17 protein-coding genes are annotated in these 19,377 nt (G+C 67.0%); 4 read left to right on the top strand and 13 right to left on the bottom strand.

What is annotated here, in order from left to right; translation table 11 throughout:
- Positions 1-122: 122 nt before the first annotated feature.
- Complete coding sequence (mnmA, locus tag DRW48_RS10740; protein WP_114076427.1) at positions 123-1,292, top strand: tRNA 2-thiouridine(34) synthase MnmA; 1,170 nt, start codon at positions 123-125, stop codon at positions 1,290-1,292.
- On the opposite strand, the gene lpxB is transcribed toward mnmA, so the two are convergent.
- From lpxB to metH, 12 genes are all read right to left on the bottom strand, one after another.
- Entirely contained in the window at positions 1,229-2,437 is a 1,209-nt protein-coding gene (gene lpxB / locus DRW48_RS10735) for a lipid-A-disaccharide synthase (RefSeq protein ID WP_114076426.1), read from the bottom strand. The two genes, mnmA and lpxB, sit on opposite strands and share 64 nt — an antisense overlap.
- Entirely contained in the window at positions 2,430-3,236 is an 807-nt protein-coding gene (locus DRW48_RS10730; RefSeq protein ID WP_114076425.1) for an LpxI family protein, read from the bottom strand. Before DRW48_RS10730 ends, lpxB begins: the two co-directional genes overlap by 8 nt.
- Entirely contained in the window at positions 3,236-4,033 is a 798-nt protein-coding gene (gene lpxA, locus DRW48_RS10725) for an acyl-ACP--UDP-N-acetylglucosamine O-acyltransferase (protein WP_114076424.1), read from the bottom strand. The genes DRW48_RS10730 and lpxA overlap by 1 nt, the downstream gene beginning before the upstream one ends.
- Positions 4,026-4,523, bottom strand: coding sequence for a 3-hydroxyacyl-ACP dehydratase FabZ (gene fabZ, locus DRW48_RS10720; RefSeq protein WP_114077505.1), 498 nt, complete (start codon positions 4,521-4,523; stop codon positions 4,026-4,028). Before fabZ ends, lpxA begins: the two co-directional genes overlap by 8 nt.
- 101 nt (positions 4,524-4,624) lie before the next feature.
- Positions 4,625-5,659, bottom strand: coding sequence for a bifunctional diaminohydroxyphosphoribosylaminopyrimidine deaminase/5-amino-6-(5-phosphoribosylamino)uracil reductase RibD (gene ribD / locus DRW48_RS10715; RefSeq protein ID WP_114077504.1), 1,035 nt, complete (start codon positions 5,657-5,659; stop codon positions 4,625-4,627).
- A 32-nt stretch (positions 5,660-5,691) separates the two neighbouring features.
- Positions 5,692-6,156 (bottom strand): transcriptional regulator NrdR, encoded by a 465-nt coding sequence (nrdR, locus tag DRW48_RS10710; RefSeq protein WP_114076423.1) that lies wholly within the window; start codon positions 6,154-6,156, stop codon positions 5,692-5,694.
- A gap of 128 nt (positions 6,157-6,284) precedes the next feature.
- Entirely contained in the window at positions 6,285-7,064 is a 780-nt protein-coding gene (locus tag DRW48_RS10705; RefSeq protein ID WP_114076422.1) for an ABC transporter ATP-binding protein, read from the bottom strand.
- Positions 7,061-7,951 (bottom strand): ABC transporter ATP-binding protein, encoded by an 891-nt coding sequence (locus tag DRW48_RS10700; RefSeq protein WP_114076421.1) that lies wholly within the window; start codon positions 7,949-7,951, stop codon positions 7,061-7,063. Before DRW48_RS10700 ends, DRW48_RS10705 begins: the two co-directional genes overlap by 4 nt.
- A complete protein-coding gene (locus DRW48_RS10695) occupies positions 7,948-8,862 on the bottom strand; it encodes an ABC transporter permease (RefSeq protein WP_114077503.1) in 915 nt (304 codons plus the stop codon). The genes DRW48_RS10700 and DRW48_RS10695 overlap by 4 nt, the downstream gene beginning before the upstream one ends.
- Positions 8,863-8,870: 8 nt before the next feature.
- Positions 8,871-9,917 carry an ABC transporter permease gene (locus DRW48_RS10690; protein WP_114077502.1) on the bottom strand — a complete coding sequence of 349 codons (1,047 nt, stop codon included), beginning with the start codon at positions 9,915-9,917 and terminating at the stop codon, positions 8,871-8,873.
- Positions 9,918-9,956: 39 nt separating this feature from the next.
- On the bottom strand, positions 9,957-11,552 hold the full coding sequence (locus tag DRW48_RS10685; protein ID WP_114076420.1) for an ABC transporter substrate-binding protein: 1,596 nt from the start codon (positions 11,550-11,552) through the stop codon (positions 9,957-9,959).
- Between the two features lie 178 nt (positions 11,553-11,730).
- On the bottom strand, positions 11,731-15,510 hold the full coding sequence (gene metH / locus DRW48_RS10680; RefSeq protein ID WP_114076419.1) for a methionine synthase: 3,780 nt from the start codon (positions 15,508-15,510) through the stop codon (positions 11,731-11,733).
- Positions 15,511-15,699: 189 nt separating this feature from the next.
- Between metH and DRW48_RS10675 the strand changes: the two genes are divergently transcribed.
- The 3 genes from DRW48_RS10675 to DRW48_RS10665 all read left to right on the top strand — a co-directional run bounded on the left by DRW48_RS10675 (position 15,700) and on the right by DRW48_RS10665 (position 19,075).
- The gene (locus tag DRW48_RS10675; protein WP_162784738.1) at positions 15,700-16,143 is read left to right on the top strand and encodes a MarR family winged helix-turn-helix transcriptional regulator; all 444 of its coding nucleotides are present in this window, start codon (positions 15,700-15,702) and stop codon (positions 16,141-16,143) included.
- Positions 16,140-17,483: an HlyD family secretion protein gene (locus tag DRW48_RS10670; RefSeq protein WP_114076417.1), complete on the top strand. Its 1,344-nt coding sequence runs from the start codon at positions 16,140-16,142 to the stop codon at positions 17,481-17,483. The genes DRW48_RS10675 and DRW48_RS10670 overlap by 4 nt, the downstream gene beginning before the upstream one ends.
- A gap of 119 nt (positions 17,484-17,602) precedes the next feature.
- Positions 17,603-19,075 (top strand): DHA2 family efflux MFS transporter permease subunit, encoded by a 1,473-nt coding sequence (locus DRW48_RS10665; RefSeq protein ID WP_241963463.1) that lies wholly within the window; start codon positions 17,603-17,605, stop codon positions 19,073-19,075.
- Positions 19,076-19,178: 103 nt separating this feature from the next.
- Here the strand turns inward: DRW48_RS10665 and DRW48_RS10660 are convergent, their stop codons facing one another.
- A complete protein-coding gene (locus tag DRW48_RS10660; RefSeq protein ID WP_114076415.1) occupies positions 19,179-19,361 on the bottom strand; it encodes a hypothetical protein in 183 nt (60 codons plus the stop codon).
- Positions 19,362-19,377: the final 16 nt, after the last annotated feature.

Raw genomic sequence — 19,377 nt, 5'->3', positions numbered from 1 at the left:
GATCGGCGCATTAAGATCGGGTTGAAGCAATGTACCGTCAAACCCGGTTGCGGGGTTGTTTGACGCCCTTAGTGCCTCTACTTTTACCCATTCCTGCCCTGCCCCACTTATTGGACCCTTCGATGACCGTCGCCGCTTCCATGTCCGATGCGCCGCTCGATGCGGTGAATTCGCTTGGTTTTGCGAAATCTCCGGCGGAAACGCGGGTGGTTGTCGCCATGTCGGGCGGCGTCGACAGTTCGGTCGTGGCGGCCATGCTGGCCGAGCAAGGCTATGACGTGATCGGCGTCACGCTTCAGCTCTATGACCATGGGGCCGCGCTCGCGAAAAAGGGGGCCTGCTGCGCCGGGCAGGACATTCATGATGCCCGCCGCGTCGCAGAGCGCATCGGTGTGCCCCATTATGTCCTTGATTACGAAAACAAGTTCCGCGAAGCGGTGATGGAGGAGTTCGCCGAGAGCTATCTTGGCGGCGCTACCCCCGTTCCCTGCATCCGCTGCAACGAGCGGGTCAAGTTTCGCGACCTGCTCGCCACGGCGCGCGATCTCGACGCCGATTGCATGGCGACGGGTCATTACATCCGCCGCGTTGATGGCGCGGCCGGACCCGAGCTGCACATGGCCGCCGACCCGTCCCGCGACCAGAGCTATTTCCTGTTCTCGACCACCCCCGAACAGCTGGATTTTCTTCGCTTTCCCCTGGGCGGCCTCGCCAACAAGTCCGAAACGCGGGCGCTCGCGGCACGCTATGGCCTTGCGGTGGCGGACAAGCCCGACAGCCAGGATATCTGCTTCGTGCCGAACGGCGATTATGCCAGCGTCATCGAAAAGCTGCGCCCCGGCGCTGGCGAGCCGGGCGAGATTGTGGATCAGGCGGGGAATGTCGTCGGCGCGCATCAGGGCGTGATTCGCTACACCGTTGGGCAGCGCCGCGGTCTCGGCATCGGCGGGTTGGCAGAGCCGATGTATGTCGTGCGCCTCGATCCGGCGGCGCGGCAGGTCATTGTCGGTCCCAAATCGGCGCTCGCGACCAGCATTGTGCCAGTGGGCGAGGTGAACTGGCTTGGCGACGAGGCCTTTGACGCGGTGCCCGAGCGGCACATCGCCGTGCGCGTGCGCTCTACACGCCTGCCGGTGCCAGCGATCCTGCGCGCGACAGGCCGGCGCACGGCCGAGGTCGAGTTGCTGGACCCCGAGGAAGGCGTCAGCCCTGGCCAGGCCTGCGTGTTCTATGCGCTGGATGGCAGTCGGGTGTTCGGCGGCGGCTGGATCGTGGCCCGCCGGTCCAAATAGGCCAGCACCGAGGCCGCAGCCCGCACCCCGGGCAGCGGACCGCACTGCCCCAGCCTCTGCATCGTCAGCGCCATCGCCGCGCGCTGCTCGACGACGGCTGCCGGGTCGCTCAACAGCCGCTGTACCGCAGCCGCCAATGTTTCGGGCTGGCAGGCGCGTCCCAGAAACTCCGGTACCGCGCGCGTCTCCGAGACGAGGTTGACCAGCGTCACGGTGTCCGTGCGGATCAGGCGGCCCATGATCCAGCGGGTCAGCGGCGCCATGTCATAACCGATGACCATCGGCACATCGTTGGCCGCAAGCTCCAGACTGACCGTCCCCGAGGCAGCAAGGGCCAGGTCGGCCGCGGCAAAGGCCGCGCGCTTTTCCTGTGCATCTGTGACCACCCGCGCCTGCGGGAACATCGCCCTGACGGCATCGGCGACATGCGGCACGGTGGGCACGACCGCGCTCAGACGCGGGTTCTTCTCGCGCAGCAGTTCAACCGCGCGCGCGAAGCGCGGGCCAAGCCGCGTCACCTCTCCCATGCGCGAGCCAGGCAGGACAAGCATTAGCGGGCCGGGCCCGACCTCAGCTCGAAACGCTGCCGCCTCCTCCGGGGTGGCGCGGGGCTCGGCAACCACGGGATGGCCGGTGAAATCGCAAGACATTCCGGCCGCCCGCATCAGCGGCGGCTCGAACGGCAGCAGTGCCAGGACGTGGTCGATGACCTCGGCCATGCGGCTCGCCCGGCCGGGGCGCCACGCCCAGACTGAGGGCGCGACGTAATGGACGGTCGCCAGATCGGGTCGCACGCCGCGTGCCAGGCGGGCAACCCGCAGGCCGAAGTCCGGCGCGTCGATGGTGATCAACACATCGGGCCGGATCTCGGTGATTGCCTGCGCTGTCTGGGAAATCCGCCGCTTGAGTGCGCGGTAGCGGGGCAGCACCTCCCACAGGCCCATGACCGCGAGTTCGGACATGGGCACGCGGGATTCGAGACCGAGGGCACCCATCTCGGGGCCGCCGATGCCGTCGAACCGGGTACCGGGAGCGAGCTCTGACAATCCCTTCATAAGCGCGGCGCCGAGGCGATCGCCCGAGGGCTCGGCCGCGATCAGGAACACCCGCGGGCCGGCATCGGCTTGTGATACCGGGTCAGTCATCCGGGCGGGACCACAGGAACAGCCCTGCTGCCTCCGCCGCCGCCATGGTCCGCTCTCGGTCCAGCAGCACCGCGTGACCGGCGCGCCAGGCAATTCCGTTCAGTTTGGCGGCGGCCACCTGGTCGATGGTGTCGGGCCCAATGGCCGGCAGGTCGATACGCAGGTCCTGGCCGGGCTTGGGCGCTTTCCACAGCACCCCTCCGCGACCGGAGCGGCTCTGGGCAGTGAATTCCAGCATCGCCGCGGTGCCCGGCAGTGTCTCGACCGCCAGCGTCAGCCCGCCGGCGACGACTGCCCCCTGGCCGATGTCGAGCGCGCCGAGGGTGGCGACGACCTCGGCGGCGCGGGAGGCGTCTGCATCGTCGGCCGCGGTGACCCGGCCGGCGAGGATGCCCGAGGCCGGCAACAATTGCGGCGCGACCTCCCTGAGGCCCGCGACGGCCAGGCCGGCGTCCTCGAAGATGGCGATCAGCTCGCGCAGTGCGGCATCGTCGCCCTGACGCATCGCCATGGCGATCCGCGGCACCAGCCGTGCGGTCAACGGGTCGAACGCCTCAGGATCGAGCGCCGGGCGGCGGACGGCGCCAGCGAACACGACCCGGGTCACGCCCCGATCCATCAGGCCGTCGAGGAACGGGATCAACCGCTCGAGCCGGAAGGTCTCGGCCGCGATGCCGTCGGGGGCAAAGCCCTCCAGCGCGGCGACAATTGGCGCGTCCAGGCCTGCCGCGACCTCGGCAGCCAAGCCGCCGGAGCCGGCGATGATAGCGGTGCGGTTGGCTTCGGGGGTCCCCGGCATCACTCGGCGCCGCCGAGGGGCGTCAGAAAACTGCGCTCGCTGGGGCCGAGGATGAAATCGAGGATGGCGCGCTCACGTGGGCCTGCATCCGGCTGACCGGCAAGGCCGCGGGCCGCCTCGCGGAACGGCCCGTGGCCCAGAGCCGCCAGCATCGCGCGCAAGGCCGACAACTCGCTGCGCGATGCGCCGTGACGCTTGAGGCCGATGATGTTCAGCCCATCCAGCCGCGCTCGCGGGCCCTGCACCAAGCCGAAGGGGATGACGTCGGCCGTCACCATGCTGAGTGCGCCGATCATCGCGCCCTGGCCGATGCGCACGAACTGGTGCACGCCCGAGAGGCCGCCGACCACCACGTCGTCACCGATGCTGACATGCCCGGCGAGGGCAACGTGGTTGACCAGCACCACGCGGTCGCCGACCTGGCAGTCATGGGCGACGTGACAGCCGGTCATGTAGAGGCCATCGTCGCCGACGCGCGTCTCGCCGCCGCCGCCCTCGGTCCCGGGGTTCATCGTCACATGCTCGCGGATGCGGTTGCGGGCCCCGATGACAAGGCGTGTGCGCTCGCCGCGGAACTTCAGATCCTGCGGCGCCTCGCCGATGCTGGCAAAGGGAAAGATGACGGTGCCCGGACCGATCTCGGTCTGGCCGGAGACGACGACATGCGATTTCAGCACCGCGCCGTCGTGCAGAACCACCTCGGGGCCGATGACGCAGAACGGCCCGACCTCGGCCCCCACGCCGATCTCGGCGCCGGGCGCGATCACGGACGTCGGGTGAATACGGGTGTCAGCCATTGCGGCCGGCGTCGCCCTTGAGGTCCATCATGGCCGTGAAATTCGCCTCGGCCGCCGGCTGCCCATCGACCGTTGCCCGGCCGCTGAATTTCCAGACCTTGCCGCCGCCGCGCACCACCTCGACCTCCAGCGACAGCACATCGCCGGGAACGACCATCCGGCGGAACCGGCAATCGTCGATGGCCATGAAATAGGTCAGCGCCGACTTGTCGACCAGATCCATGCTGATGCCGACCAGAACGGCGGCGGTCTGGGCCATTGCCTCGATGATGGTGACGCCCGGCATGATCGGGCGATCCGGAAAATGGCCCTGAAAATGCGGCTCGTTGCAGGTGACGTTCTTGATCCCGACGGCGCGGCTGTTCGGCACGATGCCGGTCACCTTGTCGATAAAAAGGAAGGGGTAGCGGTGCGGGATGATCCGTTTGATCAGGGCGAGATCGGCCTCGGTCGTGGATGGCTGGGCAGGGTTTTGGGGGGTATCGGGCATGTCGCGGTCCATCCAGCAGGGTGGCCCCGTGGGTAGCAACCGCGCGCGGGGCTGGCAAGGTGGCGAGCGGTGGCGCGGCGGCAAGGGAACGCGCCGGCGCGTCAGGCTGCGGTCCAGGTCTGTTCGAGGTCCGGGCCCAATCGGCGGGTTCCAATCAAGCGGAACCGCGGCGCGCCGCTGAGGGCGTCCAGCGACATCGGGCCAATCGCCGCGGCGCCGTCGCCGCCGAGGATCATGCCGGCGCTGTGCAGCACCAGATCATCAATCCGGCCGGCATGGATCAGCGCGGCGGCGAGCGTCCCGCCCCCTTCGCAAAGCACGCGCGTGATGCCCCGCTCTGCCAGCGCGCGAAGTGCGGCATCAATGTCCAGGCGACCTTCGGCGGTTGAAATGACGACGCCCTTGGCACCGTCGGCGGTAGGATCGGCGGCCCCGTGCAGGTGCCAGAATGGTGCGCCCGTCTGCGGCAGGACCGGCAGCGGGCCGCTCGAGAGGACCGCGCGGACCGGCTGGCGCATCGTGCCAAGGCCACGCACATCGAGGCGTGGCAGGTCGGCGCGTGCGGTGCCGCCGCCGACCAGCACCGCGTCGTGCGACAGGCGCAGGGCATGGACGGCGCGCCGCGCCTCCGGGCCGGTGATCCACTGGCTCTGCCCTGAGGCCGTTGCGATCCGGCCGTCGAGCGAGGCTGCGAGCTTCAGCGTGACAAGCGGCAGTCCTTGCGTGACGCGGCGCACAAAGCCGCGGTTCAGTCGCGCGGCCTCGGTGCCGCGCACGCCCTCGGTAACGCGGATGCCGGCCGAGCGCAGCATGTCGTGGCCACGACCGGCGACCCGGGGATCTGGGTCGGTCATCGCGGTTACGACATGGGCGACGCCCGCCGCGATCAGGGCCTCGGCGCAGGGGGGTGTCTTGCCATGGTGGGCACAGGGCTCGAGCGTGACAAAGGCGATGCCGCCGCGCGCCCGCTCGCCGGCCTGCGACAAGGCCCTGACCTCGGCATGGGGGCGGCCACCGGGCTGCGTCCAGCCCCGCCCGGCGACGAGGCCCCCGGCATCGAGGATAACGCAACCGACAGCGGGATTTGGCCAGACATTGCCCAGACCGCGCGCCGCCAGTCGCAGCGCGTGGTCCATGGGCCCGTTCAGCGCATCCGGATCAGGCACACTCACGCATCTCCCGTCTGGGGGCGCAGTTCGGCCACGAAGCGGTCAAAGTCGTCAGCGGCTTGGAAATTCTTGTAAACACTGGCGAAACGGACGTAACCCACGGTATCGATCCGGGCCAGCGTCTCCATGACGATCTCGCCGATGGTCTTGGAGGGTATGTCCGTCTCGCCCAGCGATTCCAGCCGGCGCACGATGCCGGAGATCATCTGGTCGATCCGTTCGGGTTCCAGCGGCCGCTTCTGCATGGCGATCCGGATCGAGCGCGACAACTTGTCCCGATCGAAATCCTCACGGCGGCCGGACGATTTGATGACCACAAGATCGCGCAACTGGACCCGCTCGTAAGTGGTGAACCGCCCGCCGCAGGCCGGGCAAAAGCGGCGCCTGCGGATGGCGACGTTATCCTCGGCCGGGCGCGAGTCCTTTACCTGAGTGTCGATATTGCCGCAGAACGGACAGCGCATCAGGACCCCTCATCTCGGCGGCCGTGCCGCGCTGGACCCCATGACTATAGGTTGGCCCAAAGGGCTTGGGTAGCGGCTGGTGCGGAACACAAAATCAGGGTGCCGTGATGTTGCGGGAAAGCCGCTGTTCAGGCCGACCGGCGGTAGGTGGTCGAGGCATCCAGCAGATGGCGCGTGTAATCCTGCGCGACCGATCCCGCGCGCAACGCCTCGACCGTCAGCGTCTCGACGATCTGGCCCTGCTGCATGACAGCCAGACGCTCGCAGAGGTGCCCGACCACCGCGAGGTCATGGCTGACCATGACGTAGCTGAGGCCATGCTCGGCACGCAGGTCGGCCAGCAGGTTCAGGATCTCGGCCTGAACCGAAACATCAAGGGCCGAGGTCGGCTCGTCCAGCAGCAGCACCTCGGGCTCGGCCGCAAGCGCGCGCGCGATGGCGACCCGCTGCCGCTGGCCGCCGGACAGCTGATGCGGATAGCGAAAGCGGAACCCGCCCCCGAGGCCGACCTGCTGCAGCAACTGGTCGATGCGGGCGTCCACATCGGTCTTGCCCTGCAGATGCAGGGTTTCGCGCAGCACCGCGTCAATCGTGTGCCGGGGATGCAGGCTGGCATAGGGGTCCTGAAACACCATCTGCACCCGGCCCTTGAACGTCGGGCTGCGCCGGATACCCGACAGCTCCTCGCCATCGACGGTGATGTTGCCCGACCAGGTCGGGATCAGGCCGGCGATGGCGCGCAGGATGGTGGACTTGCCCGACCCGCTCTCGCCCACAAGGCCGAAGCTTTCGCCCCGCGCCACGTCCAGCGACACGCCGCGAACCGCATCGACACGTTCGGGCGGATCGCCGAACCAGACGCTCAGATCGCGGATCTGGATCACGGGGTCGGGCACGGCACCGCTCATCGGATGCCACCCGGAAAGGCTTCGATCATGCTGTCCTCGATGATCGCGCCGTCGCGCCACTCGGGCTTGCGGTCCAGCACGGGCAGCCGGTCGACGGGGGCGTACAGCTGCGGCAGGCTGCTGAGCAGGCCGCGCGTATAGGGGTGGCGCGCCTCGTGAAGGCGTGATGCCGTAAGTGTCTCGACCACGCGGCCGGCATACATGATCAGCACGCGGTCGCAGAACTGCGAGACGAGATGCAGGTCATGGCTGATGAAGATCAGTCCCATGCCGCGGTCCTGGACCAGATCGTCCATGATCCGCAGGACCTCGCTACGGACCGACACATCGAGGGCCGAGGTCGGCTCGTCGGCGATCAGCACCTCGGGGTTGGGTGCGAGCATCATTGCGATCATGATCCGCTGGCCCATGCCGCCGGACACCTCGTGCGGATAGGCGTCATAAACACGCTCAGGGTCGCGGATGCGGACCGCGCGCAGCATCTCCATCGCCTTGGCACGGGCCTCGACGCGGCTGCCGCCGGCGTGCAGGCGGTAGGCCTCGACGATCTGGTCGCCGACGCGCATCACCGGATTCAGACTGAACTTTGGGTCCTGCATGACCATGCTGATGCGGTTGCCGCGAATGGATCGCATCTGCCGTTCGGGCAGGTTCAGGATATTCTCGCCGTCCAGTTCCATCCGCGCGGCGGTCACGCGGCCGGGCGGCCGTACCAGTCCAAGGATGGCGCGGCCGGTCATCGACTTGCCGCTGCCGGATTCGCCGACCACGCCCAGACGCTCGCGCCCGAGGTCAAAGCTTATGCCGCGCACCGCCTCGAACGGGCCCTGCCGCGTCGGAAAGGTCACGCGTAGATCGCGCACGCTGAGGATCGGAGCGCCGCTCATTCCTTGGACCCCTTGGGATCGAGAACATCGCGCAGCCCATCACCGAGGAAGTTGAAGGCGAGGCTGACCATGAAGATGGCGATACCCGGCATGGCCGCCACCCACCAGAAATCAAGGATATAGGTCCGCCCGTCCGAGATCATGGCCCCCCATTCCGGCGCCGGCGGCTGCGCCCCGAGGCCGAGAAAGCCGAGGCCGGCGGCCGACAGGATGATCCCCGCCATATCCAGCGCGACCCGCACGATCAGCGAGGACAAGCATAGCGGCCAGATATGTCCGATCAGCAGGCGCAGGCGTCCTGCCCCCTGCATCCGCGCTGCGGCGATGAAATCGGCGTTGCGGATGGTCAGCGTCTCGGCCCGCGACAGGCGGGCGTAGGGCGGCCAGCCGGTGATCGCGAGGGCCAGCACCGCATTGGTCACGCTGGGGCCAAGCGCCGCGACAAAGGCCAGTGCCAGGATCAGCTTCGGGAACGCCAGGAAAATGTCGGTGATCCGCATCAGGACCTGGTCGACCCAGCCACCGGCAAAGCCGGCGATCGTCCCGACCAGCAGCCCGATCAGCGGTGAGATCAGGGCGACGGTGCCGACGATGAACAGCGTGATCCGGCTGCCCCAGATCAGCCGCGACAGGATGTCCCGGCCCAGCGCGTCCGTGCCCAGCCAATGCGCCGACGAGGGCGGCTGCAGGCGGTCAGGCAAGCGCTGCGCGAACGGGCTATAGGGCGCCAGTTGCGGCGCAAATATCGCCATGCCAATCAGCAGGATCAGGATGATCAGCCCGAGCACCGCAAGATGGTTCGAGCGGAACACCAGCCAACCCTGGTAGATGGCGCCAAGCCGGGCCTGCCGCGCGGTCTGGGGCGCGGGGCTCAGCAGCCAGGCGCGCAGCGTCGGCTGGGAATTGGTCATGATGTCGGTCACTGCGCCCTCGGGTCCATCACGCGGTAAAGGATGTCGCTCAGCAGGTTCAGCGCCACAAAGCAGGTGCCGACGACAATCGTGCCGCCAAGGACCGCGTTCATGTCGCCGGCCAGCAGCGTCTTGGTGATGTAGCTGCCGATGCCGGGCCAGCTGAAGATGATCTCGGTCAGGACCGAGCCTTCCAGCAGCGAGCCGAAGCTGAGAGCGATGACGGTGATCAGTGGCACCAGGATATTGCCGAAAGCATGGCGCCAGATGACCTTGCTCTCGCTCAGCCCCTTGACGCGCGCAGTGGTGATGTATTCGGCCGACAGCTGCTCCAGCATGAAGCTGCGCGTCATGCGGCTGATGTAGGCGAGGCTGAAGTAGCCGAGCAGGGACGCCGGCAGGATGATGTGGCTGAAGGCATCGCGGAACGCACCCCAGTCGCCGGCGATCAGGGTGTCGATCAGCAACAGGCCCGTGTGGGTCGTGACCATGCCGTCATAAATGATGTCCTGCCGCCCCGGTCCCCCCACCCAGCCGAGGATGCCGTAGAACACAAGCAGGCCCATAAGTCCCAGCCAGAAGATCGGCACCGAATAGCCAACGAGCGCGACTACCCGCGCGACCTGGTCGATCCATCCGCCGCGATTGGCGGCGGCAATCACGCCCAGCGGGATGCCGACGAAGACGCCGATCAATGTGCCGAGGCTCGCCAGTTCCAGCGTGGCGGGGAACACGCGGCGCAGATCCTCGGCCACCGGATGCCCGGTCGAGATCGAGCGACCGAAATCGCCGCGCAGGACATCGCCCATATAATTGAAGAACTGAACGATCAGCGGCTTGTCGAGGCCCATGGCCACGCGCGCCGCCTCGATCTGCGCGGGCGAGGCACGCTCGCCCACCACCTTCATCACGGGGTCGATAGGCATCACCCGGCCGATGATGAAGGTCACCAGCAGCAGGCCCAGCAGCGTCAGCAGCAGGGACAGCAGCAAGCCACCGGTTTTTCTGAGGCGCCGTCCCGTCCGGGTCGCGCCGCGCGGCGCCTTCGGCGGCAGCGCCTGCTGCCCCCCGCCGGTGTCTGTGACGGACAAGACTTACTCGCCCTTGCTGACCTGCTTGTACATCACCCAGGCCACCGAGCCGCCGCCGGACCAGTCCTTCACGCCCTTCTGCATGCCGACCTGCTCGACCCGCTGGAACAGCGGCATGATCGGCGCGGTGTCGTGAAATTCCTTCTGGATCTCGATATACATCTGCTTGCGCTTGTCGCTGTCGGGCTCCAGCAGCGCGGCGTTCACCTTGTCCTGCATCTCCTGCGGGACGGCGTAGGAGTTGCGCCAGGCAATGGTCGAGCCCTTCTCGGCCGCGTTGTCCGGGTTCAGCGCAAAGGCGCTCGCGTTCGTCTGCGGGTCGGAATAGTCCGGACCCCACTCGCCGATGAAGATCGGCACCTGCCGCGCGCGATAAGCGTCCAGCACCTGCGCGCCGGTCATCTGCTCGATGTTCAACGTCAGGCCGGCCTCGGCCATCGCGGCCTGCAAGGTCTGGGCAATGTTGATATATTCCGGCAGGTCGCGGATCTTGGTGGTAATCGTGCCCGAGGTCACGCCGGCATCGGCCAGGATCTTCTTCGCGGCCTCGACATCAAACTTCCACGAGTTGTCGTCCGAGGCACCCAAATAGCCTTCCGGCAGGAAGTTCTGGTGGATGCGCCACTGACCCTTGAGGAAGCTGTTCCCCATGCCCTCGAAATCGATCAGGTGGTGCATCGCCTGGATCACGGCCGGGTTGGACAGGATCGGGTCCTTCTGGCTCATGCCCATGTAGACCATGCGGCCGCGCAACTCGTCCTGGATCTTCAGCTTGTCATTGGCCGCGACTGCGTCGACATCGGTCGGCGACAGGTTGCGCGCGACGTCGATGTCGCCCTGCTCGAGTTGCAGGCGCTGCGAGCTGGATTCGGCCACGTTCTTGACGATAACCCGCTTCAGCTTGGGCGCGCCGCCCCAGTAATCTTCAAAGGCGATGAACTGGACCGCCTCGTTCGGCTTCCACGCGCCGAGCGTGAAGGGGCCTGAACCGGCGTCGTTGGTGGTCAGCCAGGTGTTGGCCAGATCGTCACCCTCGACATGCTGCATCGCCAGTTCCTTGTCGACGATCGAGCCGACGTTGGCGGTCAGACAGTTCAGAACGAAGCTCTCGGCATAGGGCTTGTCCATCGTGATGCTGAGCTTGTTGCCGTCGGCCTTGACCATCTCCTCGACGTTGTCGGCGGTCAGGCCGAACTGCGTCAGGATAAAGACGGGCGACTTGTCCAGCTTGACCGCACGCTGCAGCGACCAGGCGGCATCCTCGGCCCGGACCGGGTTGCCCGAATGGAACTTGACCCCCTCGCGCATGGTGAAGGTGATGGTCTTGCCGTCCTCGCTGACCTCCCAGCTCTCGGCGAGGCTGGGCTGGAAGCCCTTCTCCAGGTCCAGCGGGTCAAAATCCACGAGGCGGTCGTAGAGGTTCTGGTCAACGTCATTGCCCGAGAACTCGAAGCTCTGGCCCGGGTCGAGACTGATGATGTCGTCGATTGTCGCGGCCACGACCAGCGTGTCGGCCGGAGTAGCGGCAAAGGCGGCGGGCGCGAAGGCGACGGCCGTGGCGAAAAGAACCGCGCGGGCGCTGGGCTTCAGAAATGACATGTCGTGGACCCTGTTGCTGTTTCTGGCCTGACGCGACGCGTCGGCTTATGCCGCGAGATTGTCGCAAATGTGACCGTCGGGCAAGGGCCGCTGTGGAGGGTTGGGACGCCCCGCAGCGATCGCGCGGACTGGCTACGGAAAGCAGGTGTCCCGTCGCCGCGCGATACTCAGCGCAGCCTCAGGCGGCGACGCTGTTGCTGCGGGGGATGTAGTTCAGCACCGGGCCCAGCCAGCGCTCGACCTCGGCAATCGGCATGCCTTTGCGCGCCGCATAGTCGCGGACCTGATCTTCCTCGACTTTCGCCACGCCGAAATAATAGGCGTCGGGATGGCCGATATAGATGCCCGAGACGGAAGAGCCCGGCCACATCGCCATGCTGTCGGTCAGTTGGACCCCGGTCGCCGCCGTCGCGTCGAGCAGCGAGAACAGGGTGGTTTTTTCGGTGTGATCGGGCTGTGCCGGGTAGCCGGGCGCCGGACGGATTCCCGCATAGGGCTCGCCGATCAGTTCCTGCGGATCGAAACCTTCGTCCGGCGCGTAGCCCCAGTAGTCGCGGCGCACGCGGGCGTGCAGCGCCTCGGCCATCGCCTCGGCAAAGCGGTCGGCAAGTGCCTGGACCATGATTGCAGAATAGTCGTCGCCCGCGGCACGAAAACGCTCGGCGATGGCCTGTTCCTCGGGGCCGGCGGTGACGACGAAACCGCCGACATAATCGGGCTGGCCGACCGGGGCGACGAAATCCGACAGAGCCACGTTCGGGCGCCCGTCGCGCTTTGTGACCTGCTGGCGCAGCGTGTGGAATGTCGCGAGGGGCATCGCGCGATCCTCGCCGGTCCACAGCTGGATGTCGTCGCCGACCGTGTTGGCCGGCCAGAAGCCCACCACGGCGCGCGGCTTGAACCAGCCCTCGGCCACCACCTTGGCCAGCATCGCCTGTGCGTCGGCGAACAATGCCCGCGCCGCCTCGCCCTGCCGCTCGTCCTCGAGGATGCGGGGATAGACGCCCTTCATCTCCCAGGTCTGGAAGAAGGGCGTCCAGTCGATGTAGCGCGCCAGATCGGCCAGGTCCCAGTGGTCGATCACCCGCGTGCCCAGGAACTGCGGCACCGTCGCCTGGTACGCGGGCCAGTCGACGACCGCGGCGTTGGCGCGCGCCTCGGACAGCGGAAGACGGCGCTTGTCGGCCTCGGCACGGGCGTGGCGCGCGGCAACCTCCTGGTACTCGGCCTGAACGTTGGCGACGTAACCCGCCTTCTGGCCGGACAGCAGGGCCGAGACGACGCCAACCGCGCGGCTGGCGTCGGTGACATAAACGGTCTGCCCGCGGCTGTAGCGCGGGTGGATCTTGACCGCCGTATGCACCCGGCTGGTGGTCGCGCCGCCGATCAGTAGCGGTAGTTCGAACCCCTCTCGCTCCATCTCGGCCGCGACATGGGCCATCTCGTCGAGGCTGGGGGTGATCAGGCCGGACAGCCCGATGATGTCAACATTCTCGGCCCGCGCGACCTCGAGGATCTTGGTCGCGGGGACCATGACGCCGAGGTCGATGATTTCGTAATTGTTGCAGGCCAGGACGACGCCGACGATGTTCTTGCCGATGTCGTGCACGTCGCCCTTGACGGTGGCCATCAGCACCTTGCCGGCGCTGCTGTTGCCGCTGCCGCCGGCAAGGGCCTTTTCAGCCTCCATGTAGGGCAGCAGCAGGGCGACCGCTTGCTTCATCACACGAGCGGATTTGACCACCTGCGGCAAGAACATCTTGCCGGCGCCGAACAGGTCGCCCACGACGTTCATTCCGGCCATCAGCGGCCCCTCGATGACGTGCAGCGGACGTTCGGCCGCCTGCCGCGCCTCCTCGGTGTCGGCGTCGATGTATTCGGTGATGCCGTTCACCAGCGCATGCTCGATCCGCTTTTCGATCGGCCATTCGCGCCAGCTGAGGTCCTTTTCCCGCGCCTTGGTGCCGCCCTCGCCGCGGAAGCGCTCGGCGATCTCCAGCAGGTTCTCGGTCGCGGTGCCGCCGCCTTTGGGCGTGCGGTTCAGGATCACGTCCTCGCAGGCCTCGCGCAGGTCAGGCTCGATCTGGTCATAGACCGCCAACTGGCCGGCGTTGACGATGCCCATGTCCATGCCAGCCTGAATGGCGTGGTACAGGAACACCGAATGCATCGCCTCGCGGACAGGCTCGTTGCCACGGAAGCTGAAGGACAGGTTCGACACGCCGCCGCTGATGTGAACGCCGGGGAGGGTCTGGGTGATGCGACGCGTGGCGTTGATGAAATCGACGCCGTAATTGTCATGCTCTTCGATCCCGGTCGCGATGGCGAACACGTTGGGATCAAAGATGATGTCCTCGGGCGGAAAGCCGACCTCGCCGGTCAGCAGCTCGAAGGCGCGGGTGCAGATCTCGACCTTGCGGTTCTCGGTGTCGGCCTGACCCGTCTCGTCGAAGGCCATCACGACGACCGCGGCGCCATAGGCCCGGCAGAGGCGCGCGTGGTGCAGGAACTGCTCCTCGCCCTCCTTGAGGCTGATCGAGTTCACGATCGGCTTGCCCTGCACGCATTTCAAGCCGGCCTCGATCACCTCCCACTTGCTGCTGTCGATCATCACCGGCACGCGGGCGATGTCCGGCTCGGCGGCGATCAGGTTGAGGTAATCGACCATCGCCTGGCGCGAATCGATCAGGCCCTCGTCCATGTTGATGTCAATGATCGTGGCACCGTTCTCGACCTGGTCGCGGGCGACATCCAGTGCGGCGCTGAAATCGCCGTTGGTGATCAGCTTGCGGAACCGGGCAGAGCCCGTGACATTGGTCCGCTCGCCGACGTTGACGAAGGGAATGTCCTGGGTCAGCACGAACGGCTCCAGCCCCGACAGGCGCATCAGCGGCTCGGGTGCGGCCAGCGGGCGCGGCTTGTAGGGCGCGACCGCGGCGGCGATAGCGCGGATATGATCGGGGGTCGAGCCGCAGCAGCCGCCAACGATGTTGACGAGACCGCCCTTGGCAAAATCCTCGATCTGCGCGGCCATGGCAGCGGGGGATTCGTCGTATTCGCCCATCTCGTTGGGCAGACCCGCGTTCGGATAGGCGCAGGTCAGGGTGTCGGCGATGCCCGCAATCTCGGCCAGGTGGCCATGCATGGCATTGGCGCCCAGCGCGCAGTTCAGTCCGACGCTCAGCGGTTGGGCATGGCGGACGGAATACCAGAAGGCGGTGGGCGTCTGGCCCGACAGCGTGCGGCCCGACAGATCGGTGATGGTCCCCGAGATCATGACCGGCAGGCGCATGCCGTGTTCAATGAACACCTCTTCGCAGGCAAAGATCGCCGCCTTGGCGTTCAGCGTGTCAAAGATCGTCTCGATCAGGATGATGTCTGCGCCGCCCTCGATCAGGCCGCGGATCTGCTGGGCATAGGCGATGCGCAGATCGTCAAAGGTGACCGCGCGATAACCCGGGTTGTTCACGTCCGGGCTGATTGACGCGGTGCGGTTGGTCGGCCCCAACGCGCCGGCGACAAATCGAACGCGCCCATCCTCGGCCGTGGCCCGGTCCAGTGCGCGCCGCGCTATGCGCGCACCGTGGACGTTCAGGTCGTGTACCGACCCCTCCATCCCATAGTCGGCCTGGGCAATCGTGGTCGAGCTGAAGGTGTTGGTCTCGACGATGTCGGCGCCGGCCTTGGCGTAGCGGTAGTGGATTTCCTCGATCGCCTCGGGCTGGGTCAGGATCAGCAGGTCGTTGTTGCCCTGCTGGAGATGGTCGGCATCGCCGTGGTGCAGCGATTGCGCGTGATGACAGGCGCAGCCCGAACCGTGGCTACGTACGCCGGTAAAATCATCCTCGGAAAATCCGAGCTGCTGGATCTGCGTGCCCATGGCCCCGTCGAGGATCAAGATCCGCTCGGCTGCGGCCTTGCGCAGGGCGTCGAACACGGGCGAGAGCGGCAGGGACATGGCTAGGGTTTCCGGCGGAAAAGGGGCCAGCCTGTCTAACGCCTGACGCAGGATGAGGGAAACGCATAATCCTCACCCAAATCATGAGCCGCGCTCACGCTGGGTTTGGGGTACATGCTGTGCTTGCACACGGTGAGCAGGCTTATTATATCGCCGCTCATGGAACATCCCGCCCACGGCCTTGCCGTCATGATGCATCATATTGGCCGCCGCCTCAGCCGCCGCTTCGAGGAGCGTACGCGCGACCGGTCGCTAACCAGCGCGCAATGGCGTCTGCTGGTGCTGCTGCGCCGCGCCGGCGAGATGCGGCAGGCGCGCCTCGCCGAAGCCTTGGAGATCGAGCCGATCAGTGTCTCGCGCATGATCGACCGGATGGAACAGGGTGGCTGGGTCAGCCGCGAGCCCGATCCGACCGACCGCCGCGCCCGCATCGTCCGGCCCACCGCGCGCGCGATGAACTCGCTCTCGCGGCTGGGGGACGTGGCCGAGGCGGTCTATGCCGAGGCGCTGCGCGGCTTTTCGCGGTCCGAGATCGACACCCTGATGGGTCTGATCGACCGCATGAACCTGAACCTTGCGACCGCTGACGGCGAGACGGCCTGCGGCACATCCAAAATCGGAGCTGAGGCATGAACGCCGAGACACCCCTTGATTCGAGCAATGCCAAGGCTGCTGCCGAACCGATGAAACCCGCGACTGCGCCCCCTGCCCCGGCCATCGCCCCGACCGTCGAGCCCGCGCCAAAGCGCGGCCGCCGGCGCATCCTCATGTTCTCTGTCCCGATGCTGCTGGCATTGGTGGGCGGGTATGTCTGGCTCAGCGGCGGGCGCTACGAGGAAACCGATAACGCCAACCTGCACCAGGCCCGGCTGCTGATCGCGTCCGATCTGTCCGGCCGGGTCGCCGAGGTGGGCGCGGTGGACAACCAGCCCGTCGCCAAGGGTGCGTTGCTGTTCCGCGTCGATCCCGAGCCCTACAAGCTGGCCCTGCAACAGGCCGATGCATCGGTCGCTGCCGCCCGTGTGCAGGTCGCGCAGCTGAAGGCGGCCCTGTCGGCGGCCGATGCCCAGCGCAATCTGGCGCAGGGCGATCTGGACTTCGTCGAGACCGAGGCCCAACGCCAGGCGACGCTGACAAAGCGCGGCGTCAGCAGCGCGGCCAACCAGGACAGCGCCCAGCACGACCTGCTGCGCGCCAAGCAGGCGCTCGCCGCGGCCGATGTCGGTGTGCAGGGCGCGGCCGCCGCACTTGGCGGCGATCCGCAGGCGCCGGTCGACAGCCATCCGCTGGTGCTCCAGGCCATCGCTGCCCGTGACAAAGCCGCCTACACCCTGACCCAGACCGAGGTGCGCGCGCCGATGGCGGGGATTGTCTATCAGGCCGCGTCGTTCCGCCCCGGCCAATTCGTGGCCGCGGGCTCGCCCGCCTTCTCGCTGGTCGCGACCGGCGATTCCTGGGTCGATGCCAACTTCAAGGAAACCCAGCTGGAGGCCCTGCGCCCCGGCGAGCCGGCAGAGGTCGAGTTCGACGCTTTTCCGGGCCGCACCTACCACGGCACTGTCCAGGCGGTTGGCGCCGGCACCGGGGCGGAATTCTCGCTGCTTCCGGCCCAGAACGCGTCCGGCAACTGGGTCAAGGTCACCCAACGCGTGCCGGTTCGCCTGCGTCTGACCGAAGGGCAGGAAATTGGCGACCTGCGCTCGGGCCTCAGCGCGACGGTCAAGGTCGATACCGGCCGCCAGACCGGCCTGCAGCGGCTGGGTGATCGCGCGAATGCCGCGGCGGCCAAGATCGGCAATGGCAAGGCGACCGCCGGCGCAAGCGTGACCACGACAACCAAGACCACCGGCCCCTCGGACGCGGCGCATCTGCCGGCGACGCTTCCGGCCGCCGCCCCGCCCCCCGTCACCACGGCCCCTGCCCCGGTGACGCCTGACGGCACCACCGGCACGCCGGCCACGGCAGCGCCATGAGCCGCGCGCCTGCCATGGCGGGCGCGGCCCCCTCCGGCGCGGCCACGGCGTCACCCCGCCCGCAGCCCGGCCGCGCCTCGATCGAGGTCAACAACAAGGGCCTGATCACCATCTCGATCATGCTGGCGACGGTGATGCAGGTGCTGGACACCACCATCGCCAACGTCGCCCTGCCCTCGATGCAGGCCGACCTGGGGGCATCCGCGGACACCATCAACTGGGTGCTGACCAGCTATATCGTCGCCGCCGCAATCATGACGCCGATGACTGGCTGGCTGGCCGACCGGATTGGCCGCAAGCGGCTGTTTCTGGTGTCGGTGGCAGGCTTTGTCGTCGCCTCGCTGGCCTGCGGGCTGGCCTGGAACCTCAACAGCATGGTCGCCTTTCGCCTGCTGCAGGGCGTGTTCGGCGCGGCCATTGTGCCGCTGTCCCAGACCTTCATGCTGGACATCAACCCACCCGAAAAGCAGGGCCAGGCCATGGCGCTGTGGGGCGCCGGAATCATGGTCGGCCCGATCATCGGCCCCACCTTGGGCGGCTGGCTGACCGAGAGCTTTGACTGGCGCTGGGTGTTCCTCATCAACCTGCCGGTCGGCATCGCCGCCTTCCTCGGCTGTCTGGCCACGCTGCCCGAAAAGGCCACCGTGCGGCGTTATTTCGACCTGATCGGCTTTGCCTTCATCGCCCTCGGGGTCGGCTCGCTGCAACTGATGCTGGACCGGGGCGGCGAGGTCGACTGGTTCAACTCGACCGAGGTCTGGATCGAGCTTGGCCTCGCCATCACCGGCTTCTGGGTTGCCATCGTCCATATCGCCACCGCGCAAAAGCCGTTCCTAGAGCCGCGCATGTTCCGCGACCGTAACTTTTCGACGGGACTGGTGCTGATCTTCGTGATCGGCGTCGTGTTGCTTGCCAGCATGGCGCTGTTGCCGCCGATGCTGTCGCGCATCTACGGCTATCCGGTCATTACCACCGGCCTTGTTATGGCCCCGCGCGGGGTCGGAACGATGTTCTCGATGATCCTCGTCGGGCGGCTGGTGCAGATCGTCGACCCGCGGGCGCTAATCGTCACGGGCCTGCTGCTGACCTCGTGGTCGCTGTATCTGATGACCGGGTTCAGCCCCGATATGTCGAACCGCCTAATCATCGAGAGCGGCATCATCCAGGGCATTGGCCTCGGTCTGGTGTTCGTACCGCTGTCCACCGTCGCCTTTGCCACCATCGAGCCGCGGCTGCGCGCCGACGCGACCGCCCTGTTCAGCCTTGTGCGCAACATCGGCAGTTCGATCGGGATTTCGGTCGTCTCGTTCCTGCTGACGCGCAACGTGCAGGTGAACCATGTCGAACTGTCGGCGCTGATCGTGCCCACCGCGCCCGAGGTGCAATCGATGCTGCCGGTCGCAGGCCGCCTGCCGGGCGGCAGCGCGCTGGCGGTGCTGGACGGGATGATCAACGTTCAGGCGTTGATGATCAGCTATCTCAACAACTTCCTGGCGATGATGTGGGTGACGCTTGCGGCCCTGCCGCTGGTGTTTTTGCTCCGCCGGCCCAAGCGTGGTGGCGGCCCTGCGGCGGCCGCGCATATGGACTAGGCACGTCGCACAGCGGGCCTGAAAAAAGGCCCGAGGGTTCACCCCTCGGGCCAAGTCTTGTTCTGCTCGCGGTTTGCCGCCTGTTTACCCCCGCGTGCGGGGATTACTTGTCCTGACGCTTGTCAGGCTCTTTCGCGACGCCCTTGAAGGGCTTGTCATCGGCCTTGCGGTCCATGAACTCGCCCGTGGTCCGGTCGCGCTTGGTGTGGTGACCGTCCTCGCCCTTGATCTGGGTGCGATCCTTGACCGAACCGATACGGTGGCCGTCCCCGGTGTTTGTCGCCATGACGCTTCTCCCTTCG

Source organism: Paracoccus suum (assembly GCF_003324675.1).
GTDB lineage: Bacteria > Pseudomonadota > Alphaproteobacteria > Rhodobacterales > Rhodobacteraceae > Paracoccus > Paracoccus suum.
This window is presented reverse-complemented; position numbering and strand designations above follow the sequence as displayed.

Bases quoted from the DNA above. Each gene is read 5' to 3' on its own strand.
- mnmA (WP_114076427.1), top strand. From the start codon at position 123: ATGACCGTCGCCGCTTCCATGTCCGATGCGCCGCTCGATGCGGTGAAT.
- lpxB (WP_114076426.1), bottom strand. From the start codon at position 2,437: ATGACTGACCCGGTATCACAAGCCGATGCCGGCCCGCGGGTGTTCCTG.
- DRW48_RS10730 (WP_114076425.1), bottom strand. From the start codon at position 3,236: ATGCCGGGGACCCCCGAAGCCAACCGCACCGCTATCATCGCCGGCTCC.
- lpxA (WP_114076424.1), bottom strand. From the start codon at position 4,033: ATGGCTGACACCCGTATTCACCCGACGTCCGTGATCGCGCCCGGCGCC.
- fabZ (WP_114077505.1), bottom strand. From the start codon at position 4,523: ATGCCCGATACCCCCCAAAACCCTGCCCAGCCATCCACGACCGAGGCC.
- ribD (WP_114077504.1), bottom strand. From the start codon at position 5,659: ATGGACCACGCGCTGCGACTGGCGGCGCGCGGTCTGGGCAATGTCTGG.
- nrdR (WP_114076423.1), bottom strand. From the start codon at position 6,156: ATGCGCTGTCCGTTCTGCGGCAATATCGACACTCAGGTAAAGGACTCG.
- DRW48_RS10705 (WP_114076422.1), bottom strand. From the start codon at position 7,064: ATGAGCGGTGCCGTGCCCGACCCCGTGATCCAGATCCGCGATCTGAGC.
- DRW48_RS10700 (WP_114076421.1), bottom strand. From the start codon at position 7,951: ATGAGCGGCGCTCCGATCCTCAGCGTGCGCGATCTACGCGTGACCTTT.
- DRW48_RS10695 (WP_114077503.1), bottom strand. From the start codon at position 8,862: ATGACCAATTCCCAGCCGACGCTGCGCGCCTGGCTGCTGAGCCCCGCG.
- DRW48_RS10685 (WP_114076420.1), bottom strand. From the start codon at position 11,552: ATGTCATTTCTGAAGCCCAGCGCCCGCGCGGTTCTTTTCGCCACGGCC.
- metH (WP_114076419.1), bottom strand. From the start codon at position 15,510: ATGTCCCTGCCGCTCTCGCCCGTGTTCGACGCCCTGCGCAAGGCCGCA.
- DRW48_RS10675 (WP_162784738.1), top strand. From the start codon at position 15,700: ATGATGCATCATATTGGCCGCCGCCTCAGCCGCCGCTTCGAGGAGCGT.
- DRW48_RS10670 (WP_114076417.1), top strand. From the start codon at position 16,140: ATGAACGCCGAGACACCCCTTGATTCGAGCAATGCCAAGGCTGCTGCC.
- DRW48_RS10665 (WP_241963463.1), top strand. From the start codon at position 17,603: ATGCTGGCGACGGTGATGCAGGTGCTGGACACCACCATCGCCAACGTC.
- DRW48_RS10660 (WP_114076415.1), bottom strand. From the start codon at position 19,361: ATGGCGACAAACACCGGGGACGGCCACCGTATCGGTTCGGTCAAGGAT.